This is a genomic window from Massilia sp. YIM B02769 (genome assembly GCF_030411995.1).
Classification (GTDB): Bacteria; Pseudomonadota; Gammaproteobacteria; order Burkholderiales; family Burkholderiaceae_D; genus Telluria.
Map to the genome: position 1 here is coordinate 254,997 of NZ_JASNRC010000009.1, position 17,485 is coordinate 272,481.

Here is a 17,485-nt window from a genome sequence, read left to right on the forward strand (position 1 = left end):
CCCAGCAACCGGCCGGCCATCGGTCGCCCACCCGAACCGTTGCGTCCGCTACATTCCTCAAGAAAAATTTCCCCACATGTGACTTTCCGTTCTGAGAGTTTGGAATTGCACCAGTAGACGACCGGCGCTCGCTCTGCCCGTCATCTTCAAGCGCTACTTGAGGCCATGTTTTTCCAGGAATTCTTTGTGCCTGCGTTCCAGCGTCTGCGGGCTTGGCATGTGAAGGAAACGCTCTGGGCTAAAGCGCAAAGATTGACCATGCAGGTGACGGTATTCGGAAAACTGTATCGACGGTGCCAAGTGAACGATGCAGCGTTGGTCGATCGAAAGCAGCTTGAGATCGTACAGCGTATGGATATCAGCTTTCAATAGAAGCCCATTGCTTACGCTGTAGTCCGGCTGCTCTGCATGTGGTCTGATATGAGCCGCTTCGAGCAATTCAACGATGCTGCACCCAGTTACTGCACAGCGACGGTTGTACGCGGCTAACAGGGCCTCCCTGAATTTCGCCTGCCCCCTCCTGGTCTGAATGGCTCGAAATTGAATTTCATCTGGCGTTCCTACGAAATCAGGCTCGATGCCCGCGTCACCTTCCCCGACTACCCCCTCTGGCTTTTCACCTCGAACGAGGCGCGCAATCCCGGTATCTGCACCGTATTCATGGACGTACCAAGCAACGGGATCCAGTGATCGATATTTCACTTGGGAAGAATCCTTTCCAAGATCGTCACGATCGCGCCGGGTTCCGGCGGTTAGAATAGCGGATATTGGCAGACCCTTACGGTAAGAAGCATTGATTGCGGCATCGAAGGCGCGCGCCCGCGCTGCCTGTTGAGAAGCCCGGCTTCTGCGCACTGAGTCAAAAGTCGGATCGCGGGTAACTTTCTCTAGCGATCGTGCGATTTCTTGGTGGTTTTCCTCGTATATGATTTGTCCGTTTTCGACAGTCATGAGGTCATGCCACATGCAAAGCGCATACCCCTCAGTTTCCGACCCGAAGGACCAGTTGTAGCAGTAGCTCGGGTTCGCTTTGAAGTCAACTACCGGATCACCGCGACCCGTGAACAGCCACTCCGCCGTCGAAATATTGGCGAGAGCAAGGATGTCAAAGAGCGTTTCGGAAGTGCGCGGCGCAAGGCTCTCGAGAAGGTCTGCCGGTTGACTATTTTTGGCTGATAAACGACGAAAGACTACGTTGCGGTTAGCGCGACTGTGCGACTCCTTCTCCCATCCTGCCGCCAGCCATAGATGTGCCCAAGTGTGACTGTCTTCAGTTTTAGAGTTGGCCCACCATGCATCGTGCTTATACGCGGATTTCGGCAGCTCATCCTCCAGAATTCCCTCGATATCCGCAAAAGAAAGGTCGATTCTGTCGCCTTTCGCGTTGCTAAGAAATTGGCCTAGTGCGCTGTACTTACTCATGATCGCCTGTTGTCATTTCGCTTCGCCTATCTTGACTGTTCGAGCCTGATATTTTCTGATACGGCGCCAGGCAGCGACACCAAGGGTCAGACCCGCTGCGCCGCCGGCGATAATGGGCCAGACCGGTGCGGATACTATTCCCAATGAAAGTGCAACAGCTCCGAGACCACTTGAACCGAGTAGCGTTACCGACCCAGCCGCCAGTGTGCTACCGATGGCTGCCCCGGCCAAGGTAGTGCTCCCGATGGCCGCATAACCGGAAGGACGCTCGGCTAGTTCGTGGACGAGGCGCTGTAGTTCGGTCCAGCTAGCGACAACAATCTCGGTGGTTTGGGGCACCAGCTTGATTACTCCAGCATGAAAGTTTGAAGCAAGCGCCAATACGCGCTCATCTTTCACTAGTCGCCGGGCTCCATCAATCAAAAGTGCTGTGCCCACTGCAATGATTGAGGCGCCACTAAGCAGGCCCTGAAAGTCGAATGAAGAGCTGAATAGGTGAGCTATCTTATCTCCGACGACATAACCAAGACTGCCCAGAATCACAGCACCGCCGCCGACAATGACGGCAGCTGGGATACATGTGACGCCAGCTACTAAGCCGACACCCCCGACGAACACCCCCTTTAGAAGCGTCGTGGCAAGTATGGTCGAACTAAGCGCACCAACCCCTATTCCGGTGAGGCCGCCGATGTCGCCTAGGTTACTTGCAGCTATGTCCTGTCCCATCGTCAAATGCCCGTTCATCACGCCCCAAGAGAGAATGGCGGCGCCCATTGCCATCTCAGCTATGCCGACTTCCGCCTGGTGATCTTCAGCCCATTTCTTACACAGCGCGAAGGCGCGGTTCAATCCACCACTATCTTCATCTCGCAGTACGGTCTCACTCATTTCTGCCTCCAGAACATGGGCTACTATAAGTGAATTTTGGCAATAGTGACTGAGTAGCGGTCGAATTATTTTTACATTCATTGATCAGCTTTGCCGCTACCCGCACTGGCACCAGCGCAGGCTTCGCTTGCGGCTTCGTAATGCGGCGGACCCAATAGCCGACCTGGTGTTCTGAGTGTCCGTGCTCAAGTGCAAATGCCCGCTGCGTCATGCCGCTGGCCTGCAACTGGGCGATGCGATCGCGCCACAACTGTTCACGCTCTTGTTTGCCATCCGTCTCCCCCAAAAGAATGCAGGAGAACAGTGTGCTGATGTCGATTAGAAAATCATATGTGGGTGGACTTGGCGCTTACCGATTTCGAGCGTTTGGCAACATCGTTTTCGATACAAATCCCGTCTTCGGTTCGTTTGGCAACCAGGGGCGGACCAGCACCTTTTCTCGAACCACAGCGGCGAGTGGATGTTACGTGCGCTGGGGAATGCACCTGGCAGTGGACGGCCCGCAGTCGAGTACAATCGACAGCAGTCGGCCAACAGCAGAGCTTTGCTGCAGCTCCTGCTGTATACATGCTGGTGCCACTACAACACTCCGTTCTACGTTCCTGCCGTCGTCAGATAGGTTAGCCGTCCACATATGAATCGTCGCATTCTAGTCGCAGCACTTGCCGTCGCATTGATTCTCATCACGGCGGTTGTATTTGCTTATGTCGATCAGTTCGGCCCCGAGCGAAGCGCCAATCCTGGCGACTGGGGCCAGTTTGGGGACTATTTTGCTGGACTGTTAAATCCGATTTTTTCGCTGCTTGCCTTTTGTGCACTTATGTATTCACTGGTGCTCCAGCATGAGGAGTCACTAAAGAACCAAGAGCGATTCGATGCTCAGTACTCTATCGCAAAGAAGGAGTTTGACGACTACACCAAGGAAAAGCTTGCCAGCGAGCTTCTTACTGTCATAAGAGACATTGACGCAAGGCTGGACAATGTACGCAATGCCAAGGTGAGTCCACCAGAAGCACAACACGCAATGACGGTAGCGCATATGGTCGCAGAGGGCAATCGCGTTCGTAATGCATTGGATCAATCCGATAGCTACATAGAGTTCATCAAAGTTGCACGGGAGAGCGGAACAATCGTTGAGGCTATTGTGCGCGATTTGGAAAGCCTGGTATTTCAGATGCGGGATGTGCTCGGACAGTTCTCGAGCTACCGAGGCACTGCTCAGGCGCCGCTTATCGTCTACTACGCCAACAAGACCTATCCTTTGATTACAGTACTCGAGGACGTGGGCGCCGTGGACCACACCTCAAGGGAGTTCTTCGCCAAGGTAAGTGATAGGCACCATTGAAAATGGTGGAGCCGACCCTCTCGCTCTAGCGGCGCATCAAAGGCATGGCATTCCCCATGTTGACGGACACTGCTGCGAGGCCGAGATGATCTGTTCGACAGCGAGTTGTTTTCCCTTGGATGGCACACCTTGAGCTTCGGAGTTGAGTCGTGCAGAGAAATTCACAATGATGTTTCCATAAAAAAGCAGTTTTCTCCTGCGTGCTTCCTGCGTAAGAGCAAGCTTCCAGCCCGGACGGCATCAGGTCGTTATAATTGCGTTCTTCCTGCCAAACGAACGCCACACTATGACCATCAACCTGACCAATCCGAATGACCTGACTTTTGCCAACGTTCGTAATCTGCTTGCTGCAGGGCGTGATGACATTGATCTGGAACTGCGAGTAACAGACAGTGGCATTGTGTTCCTGTCCGACGTCACCGGGCCTGAGCGGATGGGCGGTATCTGCTTCCGCATCGGCGAGGCGAACATGAAGGCGCACGACGGAGAGTTCATTGGCCAGAACGCAGCGGCGGTTAATGATGACGGACTTGTCGATCAAGTCCTGAGGACGATCGCGAAGAACTGGCAACTCAAGCCCCAGTCTCGTTTCGCGGAAATGGACCCTTACTGACACAGGGGGGAGATTTCGCGTTCATCCTGACCGAAAATAAACCTTGGTCAGCTGAAAAATCCCAATGCGCCGGTGAGCGCATTGAGGATTTTGGAACTTGATTGCCGGTGCGTCGTCTGCTTCAGCAATTCACCAGCGACGGGCTCCGTTGGAGACTTTGAGGGCGACGGGCGACAGGTTTAGGGCGGAGCTCTTACAAGTCTTCCATTGCATCGGCCAAGGAAGTGCGGGACCTAGTTTCCTCTTCATCCGCATTTGCACTTACCAGCCAGAACTTCGTTCCGTTTGACTCACGACTCTCGGTCCCGAGGTTGCTGAGTTGCTTGCCGAATCGGATCACGTTTAACGGGGGGAATTTGAACCGTACGGCATAGTCGCGATATAGCTCGTAGAGCGTCGACGGTTTGGTCCCCTTCTTATCGGGCCTGCACGCATGTTTGATGAAGTATCGGACGCTGTCTGACTCATCCCGATACTTATTGGCCGTCCTAATAGCTGACTCCGGGATGATGAATTCGTCGCGTTCCATCAGCGCCTTGAGCCCATTCACGGCCAGGACCAGAATGCCGTCGAGTTCACCCAGAATCTTCCGAGTCAGATGTTTGTCCATTTCCTCACTTCTGAAGGTACGGGTGAGCTCCAGTATGATTGCGCGCCGGAAGAAGCCATCACTCGTGTCCTTCAGATACGGTAGAACGTTCGTCGCCGCCACTATTCGAGAATACGGCTGGTAGGAGAACGAAGGTTGGAACTTTCGTTCAGCCTCGATCCAATCTCCCGCGACGACCGCCTTAAGGTAGCCGTCAGCGAGCGTGGCGTCGGCGCTCATCTCAGGACTGATATTGCATAACTTCCCTTGCAGCTCTGCGCGCACGGACGGTCTTCCCAGACGCTCCAGCATGGCATACGAGACGTTGTCTTTGCCGACGAGAGCGGCCAGCGTGTTTAGCAGTAGCGATTTGCCGTTTCCGCCGGGACCCACCAGCCATAGGAACTTGTGCTGGCTGACGTCTGGAACTAAGCAGTATCCGAACCACTCTAGAATGAATTGAATTCGCGAATCGGCATCTTGATCGTTCCTGAAGATCTCACGAAGTGAGCTCATGAAGATTGGCGCCTTTGCGGCCGGGTCCCAGTCTACGTCCATCTTGTTGACCAGGTTGTGCTGAGGATCATGTGGAAGCAGGACCCCTGTCCTGAGGTCAAGCGTCCCGTTGTTCAGGCAAACGAGGCGGCCGCCATCGCCAGCGTTGGAAGATATATCCCGGACAAATGTGAGGCTCTGCAAATTCTCCACGATCTGCTTCACAGCGAATACGGTCAATGTGGAGAAGGTACGTAGGATACGCTGTTCCACATCGACGTTCCGGTCGAGGGGTCGCCAGTATCCCGCATCGTAGGCGTAGAACGTATAGTTGAAGAACTTTAGATCGCCGTTAAACAAATCTTGGAGCACATGTTCTGCCATCTTGCGCGGGCAATCTTTCGATCCCGAGCCGGTAGGTTGAAACGATGGTGTTGCTGAATTTTTTGAGGCCGGCGCCGAATTGGTGTCGAGATCAGGATCAGCGAGTATTCCCACAGCGTCAAAGCTATCGCCTTCGACGTGTCGAATGAAAGAGTACGCGCGGTTAGCCGTTGGACAGGAGGGCAGATAGAAGGGCTGCGAAACTGCTTTCGTTTTCTTATCAACGTGGCCATCGAAAAACGCGTTAAACATTTTGAACGCTGTTGACCACTGTGCGGCAGGAAGCGGGGCTGAGAAAGGGATCACGACTCGGAAGCATTGGTACTCCGGCGAATGACTGTGTGTTGAGAACATAACGGCGCGAAGCCCTGCCTCAGTCAGGTTTTGCTGGATCGCCTCAGGATCGACTCCATCGAAGTCGAAGACCCCCATCGAAAGCTCCAGTACTGCATCATTGTTACGGGTCTGGTTTTTTGCAAAGCTCGCACCGGAAAACATTGGGCCGTCCTTGCTGTCACGGTAATCATGTTCGGAGAAGTAGGTGGAGCACAACTCATCGAAGGTCATACGCTTTGGTTTGGGTTGCGTGCTGGTGCAGTTATTGAAGGTGCTGAATTTAAACTTGAACATGGTTTTAGGCTCCGAAAAAGGCAAGCCTCCAGCCACGCTGTGAACGTGGGTAGAGGCAGTGATTAGATGAGCGGATGCGCCGAATCAGCGTATCCGTGCTTGGTGTGGTCGAGATGAAGCCCTCGGTACCTCGCCCTTGGGTAGGGGAGGCTTGAAAAAGTCCCCTATTATCTTGTTCAAAAGTCGGCAGGAACCTCGTTCGGAGTCGCGCCCAGATATCGGCGCTGCAGCAAGATTGCTGGCGCGCGCGCGTGATCTATGTGGGCGCGATGCTGTGATGATGTTTACGCAGCCAAAAAAAATCCCGCAGTCCATCTCGAAGAGGAAGCGGGATCGCAAGTATTTGACTGGAAAAGACGCTGGCAAGCCAACCGCCCGCACTATGCTGCCATCTTGCCGTCATCCCCGGGTTTTGCTTTGGTAAAAATGCTTGAAACCGACGCCGACGCCTGCCTTAGTACATCGTTGGCGAGGTGGGCATAGCGCTGGGTAGTGCTCGGTGAAGCATGGCCGAGCAGATGTTGCACCTGAAAGAGACTGACGCCGGACGATACCGCAAATGAAGCGAAGAGGTGGCGTAATGAGTGCACTCGCAAGTAGGGCAGGCCCGCGGCATTTAAGATGCGCGTGAAGGCCTTGCGAGGGTTATTCAGTGGACGTGCCGGGTCCCGACCGGGGAAGACCCAGGGAACACCGGGCAGACGTACGTGGGAACGCAAGAGTGACACGGCTTCCATATTCAGCATCACATGGCGTGTCTTGCCATTCTTGGTTTTCGGAAGAAACCAGAGTGCCTTGTCGAGGTCGATGTCGTCCCACCGAGCCTGAAGCGCCTCCTCACGCCGAGTACCGGTTAGCAAAAGCAGCTTTAGTGCGGCAACTGCCTGAATATTGGGCTCGCTTTCCATTGCCTTCAACATTTTTTGAAGGTCTTCTGACGATAGAGTTTCTGTCCGACCCTGAGGCTCGCGGAATTTTGCGACGCCGACGCAAGGGTTCCGGTCGATGCGTTCCCAGGTTATCGCCATTTTGAACATTTTGGAGAGCAAAGCCAGGTGACGATTGGCAGTGGCCGGGCTGCGCGATGCTTTGATCTGTGCAATGTACATTTGCACATCCCGGGTCGAGATATCGCACAAGCGGCGCGGCCCGAACTTCGGCAGAATATGCAACCGCAATTTGGACTCGTCCATATCCCAACTGACCTTGTGCTGCTTGGCGTAGGGCAGATACTCGTCCGTGGCGTATTGGCTAACAGTGGGCATCTGTCGAACACGGTCACGCTGGTCCATTGGATCGACGCCGCGATCAACTGCGGCTCGCCATTCGAGGGCCTGCTGCCGTGCCTCCTGGATGCCGATGGCAGGGAACTCGCCGATTTTGGCTTTCTTGCGCTGGCCGTGAATCGTGTAGTGAAAGTAGAAGAACTTCCGACGTGCCGTACCCGCGCTGCAAATGATCCGCAGCCCGGTAACTTCAGAATCGCTTACTTCCTTAGACTTTGCAGATGCGCCAGGTGCAGGGCCTGACAGTGCTTCAATGGCGCGGTTGGTGAGTTTCATTCGTTCTCCTTTGAACATGGGAAATGGAGCCGAGCAGGCACAGGCCTGACATGGCGATGACTCGACTGGGGGATGGTGTCCAAGATTCAGGACGAAGTTGGATCGAGGCTGTTGCCTCAAGGAGGGCCTGCGCGATGCAAGTCCCCTATTATCTTGTTCAAACTTTTCCTTGAGCTGGTTTTTAGAAATCTCGATGGAACCGCACGCGGCGGCGGCGGCGACGCGGGAGGCGTTACCTCTGCGCGACTAGCAAGGCGTCGGCTCACGTCAGGGAGAAACCATAAAACCCATGGCGGCACTGGTCTTGTTAGTCCCTTGAACTGGGCAGGACTGGCGGGGTGACCGTCCTATCAGGCCTTGCACTGCCTGGTTGATTGAAAAGTGCCTGGTATGTGATGCCAAACGTTGAGGTTTGTCCGGCCTATTGCGGGCCAGTCAGGGGAAAACGGCGGCGTCAACCTCGTACTGCTAATGAAATTTTCTACCTCTTCTCCCCCTGACTCGGATCGAACAAGATCATTGCAGGGGGAGAAGAGGGGGATTTTTTCGGCAGCAGTGTGCCAGTCAAGGAAGTTACGCCGATTGACCTGGCATTAAAGTTCGCTGCGGCATTGTGTGCCGCGCTCAAAAGCTTGACCGTATTATCGGCGGCTGTCAGGTCAATATTCCTCTGGCAGTAGCAGTGTAGTGGCCGAGCGATCGGCCTCGGTAATGATCCAAATACGCGCGCCGTCCGGAAATGCGTAGCTCGATAGCAGCCGCGCATGAATGCGCAGGGCATCGGTGTTAGCAACGACATCATCGGGCGGCACATCGCCCCAGTCTCCTTCCATGTGCCGGGAGATCAGTCGCATTGGCACGACGCCATTTTTTTCGAGGACACTGAGCGCGCCGGGCGTGGCGACGAGATCGCCCAAAGGAAACAGCATGGCATTGCTTGTGGGTTGGTTCATAGAAAATCCTTTAAAGGTGAGTAGAAATGGCGAGCTCCTACGCCGGCTCAGCACAGTGCGGGGTGGAGGTTCTTCAGGCTTGGGGATATTGCTTCGCGATACGGCACCATGCTCTTTGGGGTAACCGAATGCGGCTGTGCGTATTTAGTTCGGGCCTACGCGTTTGGGACGTTGTTCAGGAAGCGTGCTCGTGGCGGGAGGGAAGACCTTGCTTCGCAAGGTGGCGCAAACGCAAACTGGTAGGGATTGCGGAAGTGTGACTAGTAGGTGTACCCGTAGTCCGATAGCTCAGTTCTGATTGCCGAAATTGCAATGTGCTTTGGGTCAGGCGACGCCAAGATGTCGGCAATGCGCAAGTACAGCGTTTCGATCTGTGGGGCCGGATCGGTGGCGTATCCGTCGGTTGACCGATATCCCTCAAGCTCGATGCCCAGCATGCTTAGATTGATCGGGATGCTTAACGAGACGAAGAGGTCGGGCTTCAGATCTGCGACCATCGCTGCCAGTCCCGTAATGGTGACGACGAGGCCGTCGCTGATGAGGAAATCCCCGGCGTGATCGGCATCGCCCACGACACAGGTTTCACCTGCGTCATCGGGATCGACCAGGTGGACGCAGTAAGAATTCATTTCGTTCTGAAAGTACACGGCCGAGCGGTGATGCATGGTCGGCACTAGCGGCGACCAATATGAAATGACTTCCGCATAGTCGGGGGGCAGATTCGGGGCGCCAGAAAATATGACGCCTCGCAAATTGGCTGGCATTGAGACATGCTGACGGTATGTCGCTTGATCAACTGGCGTGAGGTGAATCGCCACTTCGGCACCGGCAGGCAGCTCGGCAATATGGAGCGCGTTGGTGTTGATGAAGTAGCCTGGGGCGGTCGTCAGGTCGGTTTCGGGTTCGTCGCTTAAGGATACGCGGCTGTAGTAGTCGAGGTCCTTGATGGCGTTGACAGTTGTCATTGCTTCGGCGCTGATAAAAAGTGTGGCTTGCATAGTATGTTTTCCTCTAATCGTTAATGGTGAACCCCCTGCGCAGCAGCTTGATTTTGTGGCGCTGTTCCACGAGGGGGCGATTGACGTTGAACAGGCTGACGTCCCGATCATCGTCAAGCAGATGTGCCTGCTTGGTGTTGATGGCATGCCTGATGGCCTGTTCGCCGACGATGCTGTCAAAGTTAAAATGCCCGTTACTGAAAGTGACCCTATCGACGTCGTATTGCGCGCCAGCGATAAATTTCGCCGCGTCGGCTGGCGTGTTCATCAAGATCAGCTGGATTGTTTTTCCGGAACGAGTCGACTTGCCGAGGAAGTAGCGCGGGTAGCTAGTCGCCGACTTCGATACGTCCTTGAAGGTGTAGGCAAATTCACCCTCAAGAATTCGCATCACGTCTGCATCTAGCGCGATCATGTCAATATCGGAATACTCGGGATGTACACATGGATTGATCAGATGCTTAACGAAGCCGCCAAACAAATGTAGGCGCCGCTCGTTCATGACGTAGTTGGCGAGGCGCTCACCGTCTTGTACGAGGTCGTATCCGACGCAATCGACGGTCGTCAGGTATCGGCTTGCAAGGCACAGTGCCTTGGCGACGAACACTATGCCACTGTGCCCGAAGGTCAACTTGCTGAAGTCGAGCGGGAAAATGCTGTTGAGGTTTTCCCGTAGCACAAGGCGTTTGCCCAGTTGGCCGGAAAGGGCTAAATACTGGGGTTTTAGCCTGACGAGGGCTGCCGTCGGTAGGGGCGGCAGGACCAACGAGTAGTCGATGTCAATCCCCATCCATTCTTGCTGATAGCGTTCGATCTCGGTCAGCACATCGGGGTCCAGTGAAATCGAGATGTAGTCCACGATTCCCTTCAGCTTGGCGACGTGCTGAATTTCCCGGGTGATGATGCGGACCTTGAATCCTTGCTCTTTGATGGTCTGGATCATCGCGAGCAATTGCGGACCGTATTCCTCAAATTTGTACAGTGGGTCCGCACCGCCGCTAATCGTGATAAACGATTTATCACATTTCGCGATGAAGGTTGAAATGTCTTTGGGGTTTTGACCGCCGTGCGGCAATTGTGGTGAATCGCGCCAGTTGCAGTAGGAGCAGACCTTGGCACATCCGAATCCTTTGATCTGCCAGTTTACGATGATAGTGAAGTTTTGAAATGTTGGTTTCATGTTCCGTTTTCAGAGGTGGAATGTCACTCGTCTTGTTCGTGAACGGGGCGAAGAGGGATGCGGCCAAACCAAGTTGACAAGCGCACCATCAAGCCAGTACTTGTTGGCCAATGAAAGCGAATCGGTGGCTCATCCGCGACACATCGTCGCCTGTTATTGCGCGACCAAGTTAGGATTGGATACGACGGACGGCTGGACATAATTGAATCCTCTGGCTAGTAAATTGAAGTGAAAACGCCCTAAGATCCGTCACGGAGCTTCGGGCGTTCTGATTGGTTGATGGCATTACAGTCTGGATGGGCTTTGGCGTTTAGCTGTTCACTTCTGCGACCAAGGCCACATTGCGCCATGTCGTCTGTGCGAGATGCGCTTGCTCGCCAGCGAAGCCGAAGTGTAAGTAGATAGGTTGGTGACCGTCGTAATGGCACGTGGCGCTATTTTTTGCGCGGAAGCGACATCGTTTTCTTGTGTTCCGGAACCGGCTCAGTTTCACGCGACTTTTTTTCGGAGTCCTTGCTGCCGACCTCGATCAGCTGTCCGGGTTGGGCGAGCATCGTTTTTTTCCATGCAGTCCAATCTCCAGATTGAACATGCTGCGATTCGATTCCAGGCGCTGCCGCTAACAATCCTTCGTGGCGTAGCACGGCAACTAGGAATCCAGCGTTATTGCTGCTGCGACCAACGAACGCTTCCCTGAATGTATTCGATGGAAAAGGCTTGGCGGATGTGGATGTGTCCAAGCACTCTTCGATCTTGGTGATGTCCACGCGCTCTTTGCTAAAGTAGCCGCCGCCCTTGTTGCCGGTTACGGCGATGAAAAGGTTTTGGCGCTTATTGTCAGCGAGCACGTTGTAGCTGATGCTGCCTTCGGCCCGTGCCCCCAGCTTAGAGGCCGCGCCTTCCTTGAGCAGCCAGAATGATTGCGTGTCTACTGCTTCTGGCGTGCTCGCGTCGCTGCTCGTCGATGATTCGCTGCTCGTCGATGATGTGTCGGTTGGGTTTGTCCTTAACATTTGATCTCCTTTTGTATTTCGCTGGTTCAGAAAGCAAAAATCCCCATGACCTTGCGGTAATGGGGATGCACATTTTGCGATGTTGCTGGCGAGTTAGCGCCGGTACTTGAGCGAGAAAGCCAAGTCGAGGCTACGCGGCAGCAAAGCTTGTTTGATAACGATTGCGCTTGCGTTATGGGTTTGCGTAGTGATTGAACCTGTGTTGGCGTTCTTGCTTGACCACTGCCAGGTCGGGTTTGCCGTGATGTCAATCATTGTTGATTTTTCCTTTTTTGCGACTAAACGAAAAGCCCAAAGGCTTGTAGAAGTTCCAGCTTTGGTCGGGTGTGACCATAGAAATCATATATGCGTGAGATTTTCGTCGATGTCGGGCTCTGCGTATACCAATATGTCAGCTCTAATCCTACTAAACCGGCTCTGTCCAATACTAATCCTGCAAAACAGGATTTACATGTGGCAAAAAATGTGCGACTATGGTACTGGTTGAAATATCATGCACTTTAAAGGGCGACGTCATGGGCAGTCGGTGGTTGTCTGTAGAAGAGATCGGCGAGTACCTCGGGGTCAGCAAGGACACCGTGTATGCGTGGATAAGCAAGCGGAATATGCCTGCACATCGCATTGGTCGCCTCTGGAAGTTCAAGACTGAGGAAGTCGACGAATGGGTTCGGTCAGGTGGTGCGGCTGAGAGCGGAAGTCGAGACATTAATTGAAAGATATCTCAATGGACAAACGCCAGCTGAGTGAGCGTGACATTTGCACCAAATTCATTACACCAGCACTGGAGCGAGCAGGGTGGGATGTCGCGACTCAAGTACGTGAAGAGTTTTCAATTACCAAAGGACGAATCATTGTCCGCGGCAAGTTGCACACTCGCGCACAAAACAAGCGTGCCGACTACGTTTTGTTCCACAAGCCCAATATGCCGATCGCGATTATAGAGGCTAAGGATAATAAGCATTCGCTTGGCGATGGTATGCAACAGGGTCTTGGTTATGCCGAGATGCTGCAAGTGCCTTTCGTTTTCAGCAGTAATGGAGATGGGTTTCTTTTTCACAACAAAATCGCCAAAGATGGCATCATCGAACGCGAGTTGGCACTTCACGAGATCCCTGGCCCTGAGACGCTATGGCGATGGTGGTCAGAACACCTTGGCCTAAGTACTGCACAGTGCGAGCTGGTTTCTCAGGATTACTACAGTGATGGCAGCAATAAAACTCCGCGCTATTACCAATTGCTCGCGATCAACAAAACCATCGAAGCCATTGCTAAGGGGCAGAATCGCATCCTGCTGGTGATGGCCACTGGAACGGGCAAGACATACACCGCATTCCAGATAATTTGGCGGTTGTGGAAGTCAAAAGCGAAAAAACGCATTCTGTTTCTGGCTGATCGCAACATCCTGGTCGATCAGACCATGACCAACGATTTCAAGCCGTTTGGATCGGCTATGACCAAAATCCAGAGGCGGCAGGCTAATAAGTCGTATGAGATTTACCTTTCTCTGTACCAAGCAGTCACTGGCACAGCCGAGGAAAGCAACATTTACAAGCAGTTCAGCCGAGATTTTTTTGACCTGATCGTAATCGACGAATGCCATCGCGGCAGCGCCGCAGCCGATTCCGCGTGGCGTGAAATTCTTGAATATTTTTCTACTGCGACTCAGATCGGCCTGACTGCCACACCACGAGAAACCAAAGAAGTTTCAAATATCGATTACTTTGGCGTGCCCATATACACCTACTCTTTGCGCCAGGGCATCGACGACGGATTTCTCGCGCCATATAAGGTCGTACGCATTGATCTAGATAAAGACTTGACCGGCTGGCGCCCCGACAAGGGCATGGTAGATAAGAACGGCAACGAAATTGAAGATCGCATCTATAACCAGCGTGATTTTGATAGAAGCCTTGTCCTGGAAAAGCGCACGGAGTTAGTCGCGAAGAAAATTAGCGATTTCCTCAGGCAAACCAATCGCTTCGATAAAACCATTGTTTTCTGCGACAACATCGATCACGCAGAACGGATGCGGCAGGCGCTTTCAAATGAAAATGCAGATCTTGTCGCCCAGAATTACAAGTACATCATGCGAATCACCGGCGATAACGAAGAAGGCAAAGCCGAACTCGATAACTTTATCTTCCCGGAATCAAAGTACCCGGTCATCGCTACCACCTCGAAATTGATGACCACGGGTGTGGATGCCCAAACATGCAAGCTGATCGTCCTGGATCAGCGCATCCAGTCAATGACCGAATTCAAACAGATTGTCGGTCGGGGCACGCGCATCAATGAGGACTACGATAAGTACTATTTCACCATCATCGATTTTAAGAAGGCAACCGAACTATTCGCCGACCCGGAATTCGACGGCGATCCGGTATTAATTTATGAGCCCAAGGGCGATCAATCGCCAGTGCCGCCCGATAATGACGCAAGTCCACAGACCGACGATGGGGTCACCTATCCGCTGACGGGAGAATCGCCGTGGTTGGGCGTCGCCGAGTCCGGCCCGGGCGAAGCTGGAAGTCGCATTCGCCGTTATGTCGTTGCTAATGTCGAAGTTAACGTTGCATCCGAGCGGGTGCAGTACTTCGATGCCAACGGTAAATTGATTACCGAATCACTCAAGGATTACACACGTAAAGCTATTGCCAAAGAATTCCGCTCCATGGATGATTTTCTGCGACGCTGGAACGATACTGAAAAAAAGCAAGCCATCATCGACGAATTGGCAAATGAAGGGATTTTCTTTGAGGCTCTGGCTGAAGAAATAGGTCGCCAGTCTGACAAAGAATTCGACCCCTTCGATTTGGTTTGCCATGTAGCTTGGGGGCGACCGCCGCTTACGCGCAAAGAGCGTGCCGAACAGGTCACAAAGCGCGACTACTTCACCCGCTACGGCGAGCAGGCACAGCGTGTGTTGCAGGCATTGCTCCAAAAATATTCAGACGAGGGCGTTGGCTCGATTGAGGACACACAAATTCTTACCATCGCGCCGTTCACCAGCTTTGGTACCCCTATTGAAATTATTCGAGCTTTTGGCGGGCTGGATCAGTACCAGCATGCAGTGCACGAACTTGAACTAGCGCTCTATCGCGCGTAACAATCACTTATTGGAATTTCGTTTATGTCTATCGGTACCCTGATAAAAACAATTCAAGACATCATGCGCAAAGACGTCGGCGTTGATGGCGACGCCCAGCGGATCAGCCAGATCGTCTGGCTGCTATTCCTAAAAATCTTTGACGATAAAGAGCAGGAATGGCAACTCACCATCTCTGGTTACAAGTCGCCATTGCAGAGCCGTTTTCGCTGGTGTAATTGGGCTAAGAACGCTGAGGGAATTACCGGGGACGAACTTATTGAATTTGTAAACAATGAGCTTTTTCCCTCACTTAAGAAACTCGCAACTACCGCTGGTGTGTCTGCAAGAGGAAAGGTTGTTGGCTCTGTATTTGAGGATGCTTACAACTATATGAAATCTGGAACTCTGTTGCGGCAGGTGATCAACGCGATTGAAGGTGATGTCGATTTCAACTCATCTTCAGATCGACATTTGTTCAACGACATTTACGAAAAAATACTTGCGGATCTGCAGTCGGCAGGTAATGCTGGCGAGTACTACACTCCACGTGCGGTCACCCAGTTCATGGTAGACATTCTTAACCCGCGACTTGGAGAGAGCGTTCTTGACCCGGCCTGTGGTACGGGCGGTTTTCTTACTTGCTCGATAGAGTATATGAAGGCACAAGTCAGAACAGCTGCGGACCGTACAATATTGCAAGACTGTATCCATGGGGTGGAAAAGAAACCGTTGCCGCATATGCTAGCTATGACCAACCTCATGTTGCATGGCATCGATGTACCTAGTAACGTCCGGCACGATAACACTTTGAGTCGTCCGCTAAAGGATTATGGGCCAAAAGACCGCGTTGACATCATTCTGACTAATCCGCCATTTGGAGGCATGGAAGAAGACGGGATTGAGAACAACTTCCCGCGCAAGTATCAGACTCGCGAAACCGCCGACCTGTTCATGGCATTGATCATGCATCTACTCAAACATGACACCGGGCGTGCTGCAGTGGTACTTCCTGATGGGTTCCTGTTTGGCGAGGGGGCCAAAACTACGCTTAAGCGTGAGTTGTTAGAAGAATTCAACTTGCACACAATCGTTCGTCTCCCAAGAGGAGTTTTCGCTCCTTACACCAGCATTTCAACAAACATTTTGTTTTTTGAGAAGGGCACGCCTACAAAAGACGTCTGGTTTTTCGAGCACCCATATCCTGATGGGTACAAGAGCTACTCACGTTCTAAACCACTCACAATTGATGAGTTTTCGTTGGAGAAGTCATGGTGGGGAGGGGCTAAGCGTCATGGGCGAAAAAACACAAAACATGCATGGAAGGTTTCTGTAGAGGATATCGCGGCGAAAAATTATAATCTCGATTTGGCTGGCAAGAATCCGCACATGGAGTCGGTGGATCACGGCGATCCTGATGACTTACGAGTGGATTATGAAGATGCAGCTGGCCGGGTGCGAGATACGTACGGCCAACTGAAAGTCAATCTTATAACAGCAGTTTCAGGTCGGGAGAAATCTTTGCTAGAGCGGCATTTCGACACATCCTTTGCAGCGCCCGATGGAATTAGAAAATTGCGTGAACTGATACTCACGTTGGCTATGCAAGGTAAGCTAGTGTTGCAAGATGCGCTTGACCAGCCAGCGGAGGAAATGCTGGAAAAGATTAGATCTGCGCGAGCGCGACAAGTAAAGGCAGGCAAAGCCAAACCTCTCAAGCCATTCTTGCCTATCGCAGCCGAGGAATCCCTAAATCCTCTGCCTCACAGCTGGAAATGGGTACGACTTGGCGAGATCGCTGCATATAACGGGCGGGATAACATTAATCCTGAAGATATTGAGCCCGAGACCTGGTTATTGGATTTGGAGGACATTGAAAAATCGACGTCAAAACTTTTATACAGAGCTTGCTATGCGGAAAGGCAGTCAAAATCGACAAAATCGACATTTAAGCGAGGCGACGTTCTCTACGGAAAGTTGCGACCTTATTTAGATAAGGTTTTATTAGCGGAAGAGGACGGTGTCTGCACAACAGAAATTGTCCCCATTGTGCCATACGATGTAGTTGATGGAAAATTCCTAAGATGGTTGCTGAAACGTCCAGCATTTCTTTTGCACGTCAATTCATTGATGTATGGTGTAAAAATGCCACGCTTAGGCACTGAAGATGCAAATAATAGCGTTCACCCACTGCCACCATTAAAGGAGCAATTGCGAATCGTCGAGAAAATCGATCTCCTTATGGCCATATGTGACACTCTAGAACAGCAGATGATATCTGCAACTAATGTTCAAACTGCATTGTTGAATGCGTTGCTCGCGCAGGTT

At 52.5% G+C, this 17,485-nt stretch carries 13 protein-coding genes and 1 pseudogene; 5 read left to right on the forward strand and 9 right to left on the reverse strand.

What is annotated here, in order from left to right; genetic code table 11:
* Window positions 1-153: 153 nt before the first annotated feature.
* Together QPK31_RS16465 and QPK31_RS16470 are read right to left on the reverse strand one after the other, a co-directional pair.
* Window positions 154-1,422, reverse strand: coding sequence for an HNH endonuclease (locus tag QPK31_RS16465; RefSeq protein ID WP_290423996.1), 1,269 nt, complete (start codon window positions 1,420-1,422; stop codon window positions 154-156).
* 12 nt (window positions 1,423-1,434) lie between these two features.
* Window positions 1,435-2,310, reverse strand: coding sequence for a hypothetical protein (locus QPK31_RS16470; protein WP_290423997.1), 876 nt, complete (start codon window positions 2,308-2,310; stop codon window positions 1,435-1,437).
* Between the two features lie 634 nt (window positions 2,311-2,944).
* On the opposite strand from QPK31_RS16470, the gene QPK31_RS16475 reads away from it, so the two are divergent.
* Both QPK31_RS16475 and QPK31_RS16480 read left to right on the forward strand, forming a co-directional pair.
* Window positions 2,945-3,655, forward strand: coding sequence for a hypothetical protein (locus tag QPK31_RS16475; protein ID WP_290423998.1), 711 nt, complete (start codon window positions 2,945-2,947; stop codon window positions 3,653-3,655).
* A 286-nt stretch (window positions 3,656-3,941) separates the two neighbouring features.
* Window positions 3,942-4,268, forward strand: coding sequence for a hypothetical protein (locus QPK31_RS16480; RefSeq protein ID WP_290423999.1), 327 nt, complete (start codon window positions 3,942-3,944; stop codon window positions 4,266-4,268).
* A 193-nt stretch (window positions 4,269-4,461) separates the two neighbouring features.
* On the opposite strand, the gene QPK31_RS16485 is transcribed toward QPK31_RS16480, so the two are convergent.
* From QPK31_RS16485 to QPK31_RS16515, 7 genes are all read right to left on the reverse strand, one after another.
* Window positions 4,462-6,366, reverse strand: coding sequence for a phage/plasmid primase, P4 family (locus QPK31_RS16485; protein ID WP_290424000.1), 1,905 nt, complete (start codon window positions 6,364-6,366; stop codon window positions 4,462-4,464).
* Between the two features lie 380 nt (window positions 6,367-6,746).
* Window positions 6,747-7,928 carry a site-specific integrase gene (locus QPK31_RS16490; RefSeq protein ID WP_290424001.1) on the reverse strand — a complete coding sequence of 394 codons (1,182 nt, stop codon included), beginning with the start codon at window positions 7,926-7,928 and terminating at the stop codon, window positions 6,747-6,749.
* A 659-nt stretch (window positions 7,929-8,587) separates the two neighbouring features.
* A complete protein-coding gene (locus tag QPK31_RS16495) occupies window positions 8,588-8,881 on the reverse strand; it encodes a hypothetical protein (RefSeq protein WP_290424002.1) in 294 nt (97 codons plus the stop codon).
* A 260-nt stretch (window positions 8,882-9,141) separates the two neighbouring features.
* Window positions 9,142-9,879 (reverse strand): hypothetical protein, encoded by a 738-nt coding sequence (locus QPK31_RS16500; RefSeq protein WP_290424003.1) that lies wholly within the window; start codon window positions 9,877-9,879, stop codon window positions 9,142-9,144.
* 13 nt (window positions 9,880-9,892) lie between these two features.
* Window positions 9,893-11,059 carry a hypothetical protein gene (locus tag QPK31_RS16505; protein ID WP_290424004.1) on the reverse strand — a complete coding sequence of 389 codons (1,167 nt, stop codon included), beginning with the start codon at window positions 11,057-11,059 and terminating at the stop codon, window positions 9,893-9,895.
* Window positions 11,060-11,493: 434 nt separating this feature from the next.
* The gene (locus tag QPK31_RS16510) at window positions 11,494-12,072 is read right to left on the reverse strand and encodes a hypothetical protein (RefSeq protein WP_290424005.1); all 579 of its coding nucleotides are present in this window, start codon (window positions 12,070-12,072) and stop codon (window positions 11,494-11,496) included.
* A gap of 93 nt (window positions 12,073-12,165) precedes the next feature.
* Complete coding sequence (locus QPK31_RS16515; RefSeq protein WP_290424006.1) at window positions 12,166-12,327, reverse strand: hypothetical protein; 162 nt, start codon at window positions 12,325-12,327, stop codon at window positions 12,166-12,168.
* A gap of 260 nt (window positions 12,328-12,587) precedes the next feature.
* On the opposite strand from QPK31_RS16515, the gene QPK31_RS16520 reads away from it, so the two are divergent.
* The 3 genes and pseudogenes from QPK31_RS16520 to QPK31_RS16530 all read left to right on the forward strand — a co-directional run.
* Window positions 12,588-12,785, forward strand: a complete 198-nt coding sequence (locus QPK31_RS16520; RefSeq protein ID WP_290424048.1) for a helix-turn-helix domain-containing protein — start codon at window positions 12,588-12,590, stop codon at window positions 12,783-12,785.
* A gap of 11 nt (window positions 12,786-12,796) precedes the next feature.
* A complete protein-coding gene (gene hsdR / locus QPK31_RS16525) occupies window positions 12,797-15,178 on the forward strand; it encodes an EcoAI/FtnUII family type I restriction enzme subunit R (RefSeq protein WP_290424007.1) in 2,382 nt (793 codons plus the stop codon).
* Between the two features lie 24 nt (window positions 15,179-15,202).
* A pseudogene (locus QPK31_RS16530) lies at window positions 15,203-16,586 on the forward strand (N-6 DNA methylase); the annotation flags it as partial.
* Window positions 16,587-17,485: the final 899 nt, after the last annotated feature.

Bases quoted from the DNA above. Each gene is read 5' to 3' on its own strand.
- QPK31_RS16465 (WP_290423996.1), bottom strand. From the start codon at position 1,422: ATGAGTAAGTACAGCGCACTAGGCCAATTTCTTAGCAACGCGAAAGGC.
- QPK31_RS16470 (WP_290423997.1), bottom strand. From the start codon at position 2,310: ATGAGTGAGACCGTACTGCGAGATGAAGATAGTGGTGGATTGAACCGC.
- QPK31_RS16475 (WP_290423998.1), top strand. From the start codon at position 2,945: ATGAATCGTCGCATTCTAGTCGCAGCACTTGCCGTCGCATTGATTCTC.
- QPK31_RS16480 (WP_290423999.1), top strand. From the start codon at position 3,942: ATGACCATCAACCTGACCAATCCGAATGACCTGACTTTTGCCAACGTT.
- QPK31_RS16485 (WP_290424000.1), bottom strand. From the start codon at position 6,366: ATGTTCAAGTTTAAATTCAGCACCTTCAATAACTGCACCAGCACGCAA.
- QPK31_RS16490 (WP_290424001.1), bottom strand. From the start codon at position 7,928: ATGAAACTCACCAACCGCGCCATTGAAGCACTGTCAGGCCCTGCACCT.
- QPK31_RS16495 (WP_290424002.1), bottom strand. From the start codon at position 8,881: ATGAACCAACCCACAAGCAATGCCATGCTGTTTCCTTTGGGCGATCTC.
- QPK31_RS16500 (WP_290424003.1), bottom strand. From the start codon at position 9,879: ATGCAAGCCACACTTTTTATCAGCGCCGAAGCAATGACAACTGTCAAC.
- QPK31_RS16505 (WP_290424004.1), bottom strand. From the start codon at position 11,059: ATGAAACCAACATTTCAAAACTTCACTATCATCGTAAACTGGCAGATC.
- QPK31_RS16510 (WP_290424005.1), bottom strand. From the start codon at position 12,072: ATGTTAAGGACAAACCCAACCGACACATCATCGACGAGCAGCGAATCA.
- QPK31_RS16515 (WP_290424006.1), bottom strand. From the start codon at position 12,327: ATGATTGACATCACGGCAAACCCGACCTGGCAGTGGTCAAGCAAGAAC.
- QPK31_RS16520 (WP_290424048.1), top strand. From the start codon at position 12,588: ATGGGCAGTCGGTGGTTGTCTGTAGAAGAGATCGGCGAGTACCTCGGG.
- hsdR (WP_290424007.1), top strand. From the start codon at position 12,797: ATGGACAAACGCCAGCTGAGTGAGCGTGACATTTGCACCAAATTCATT.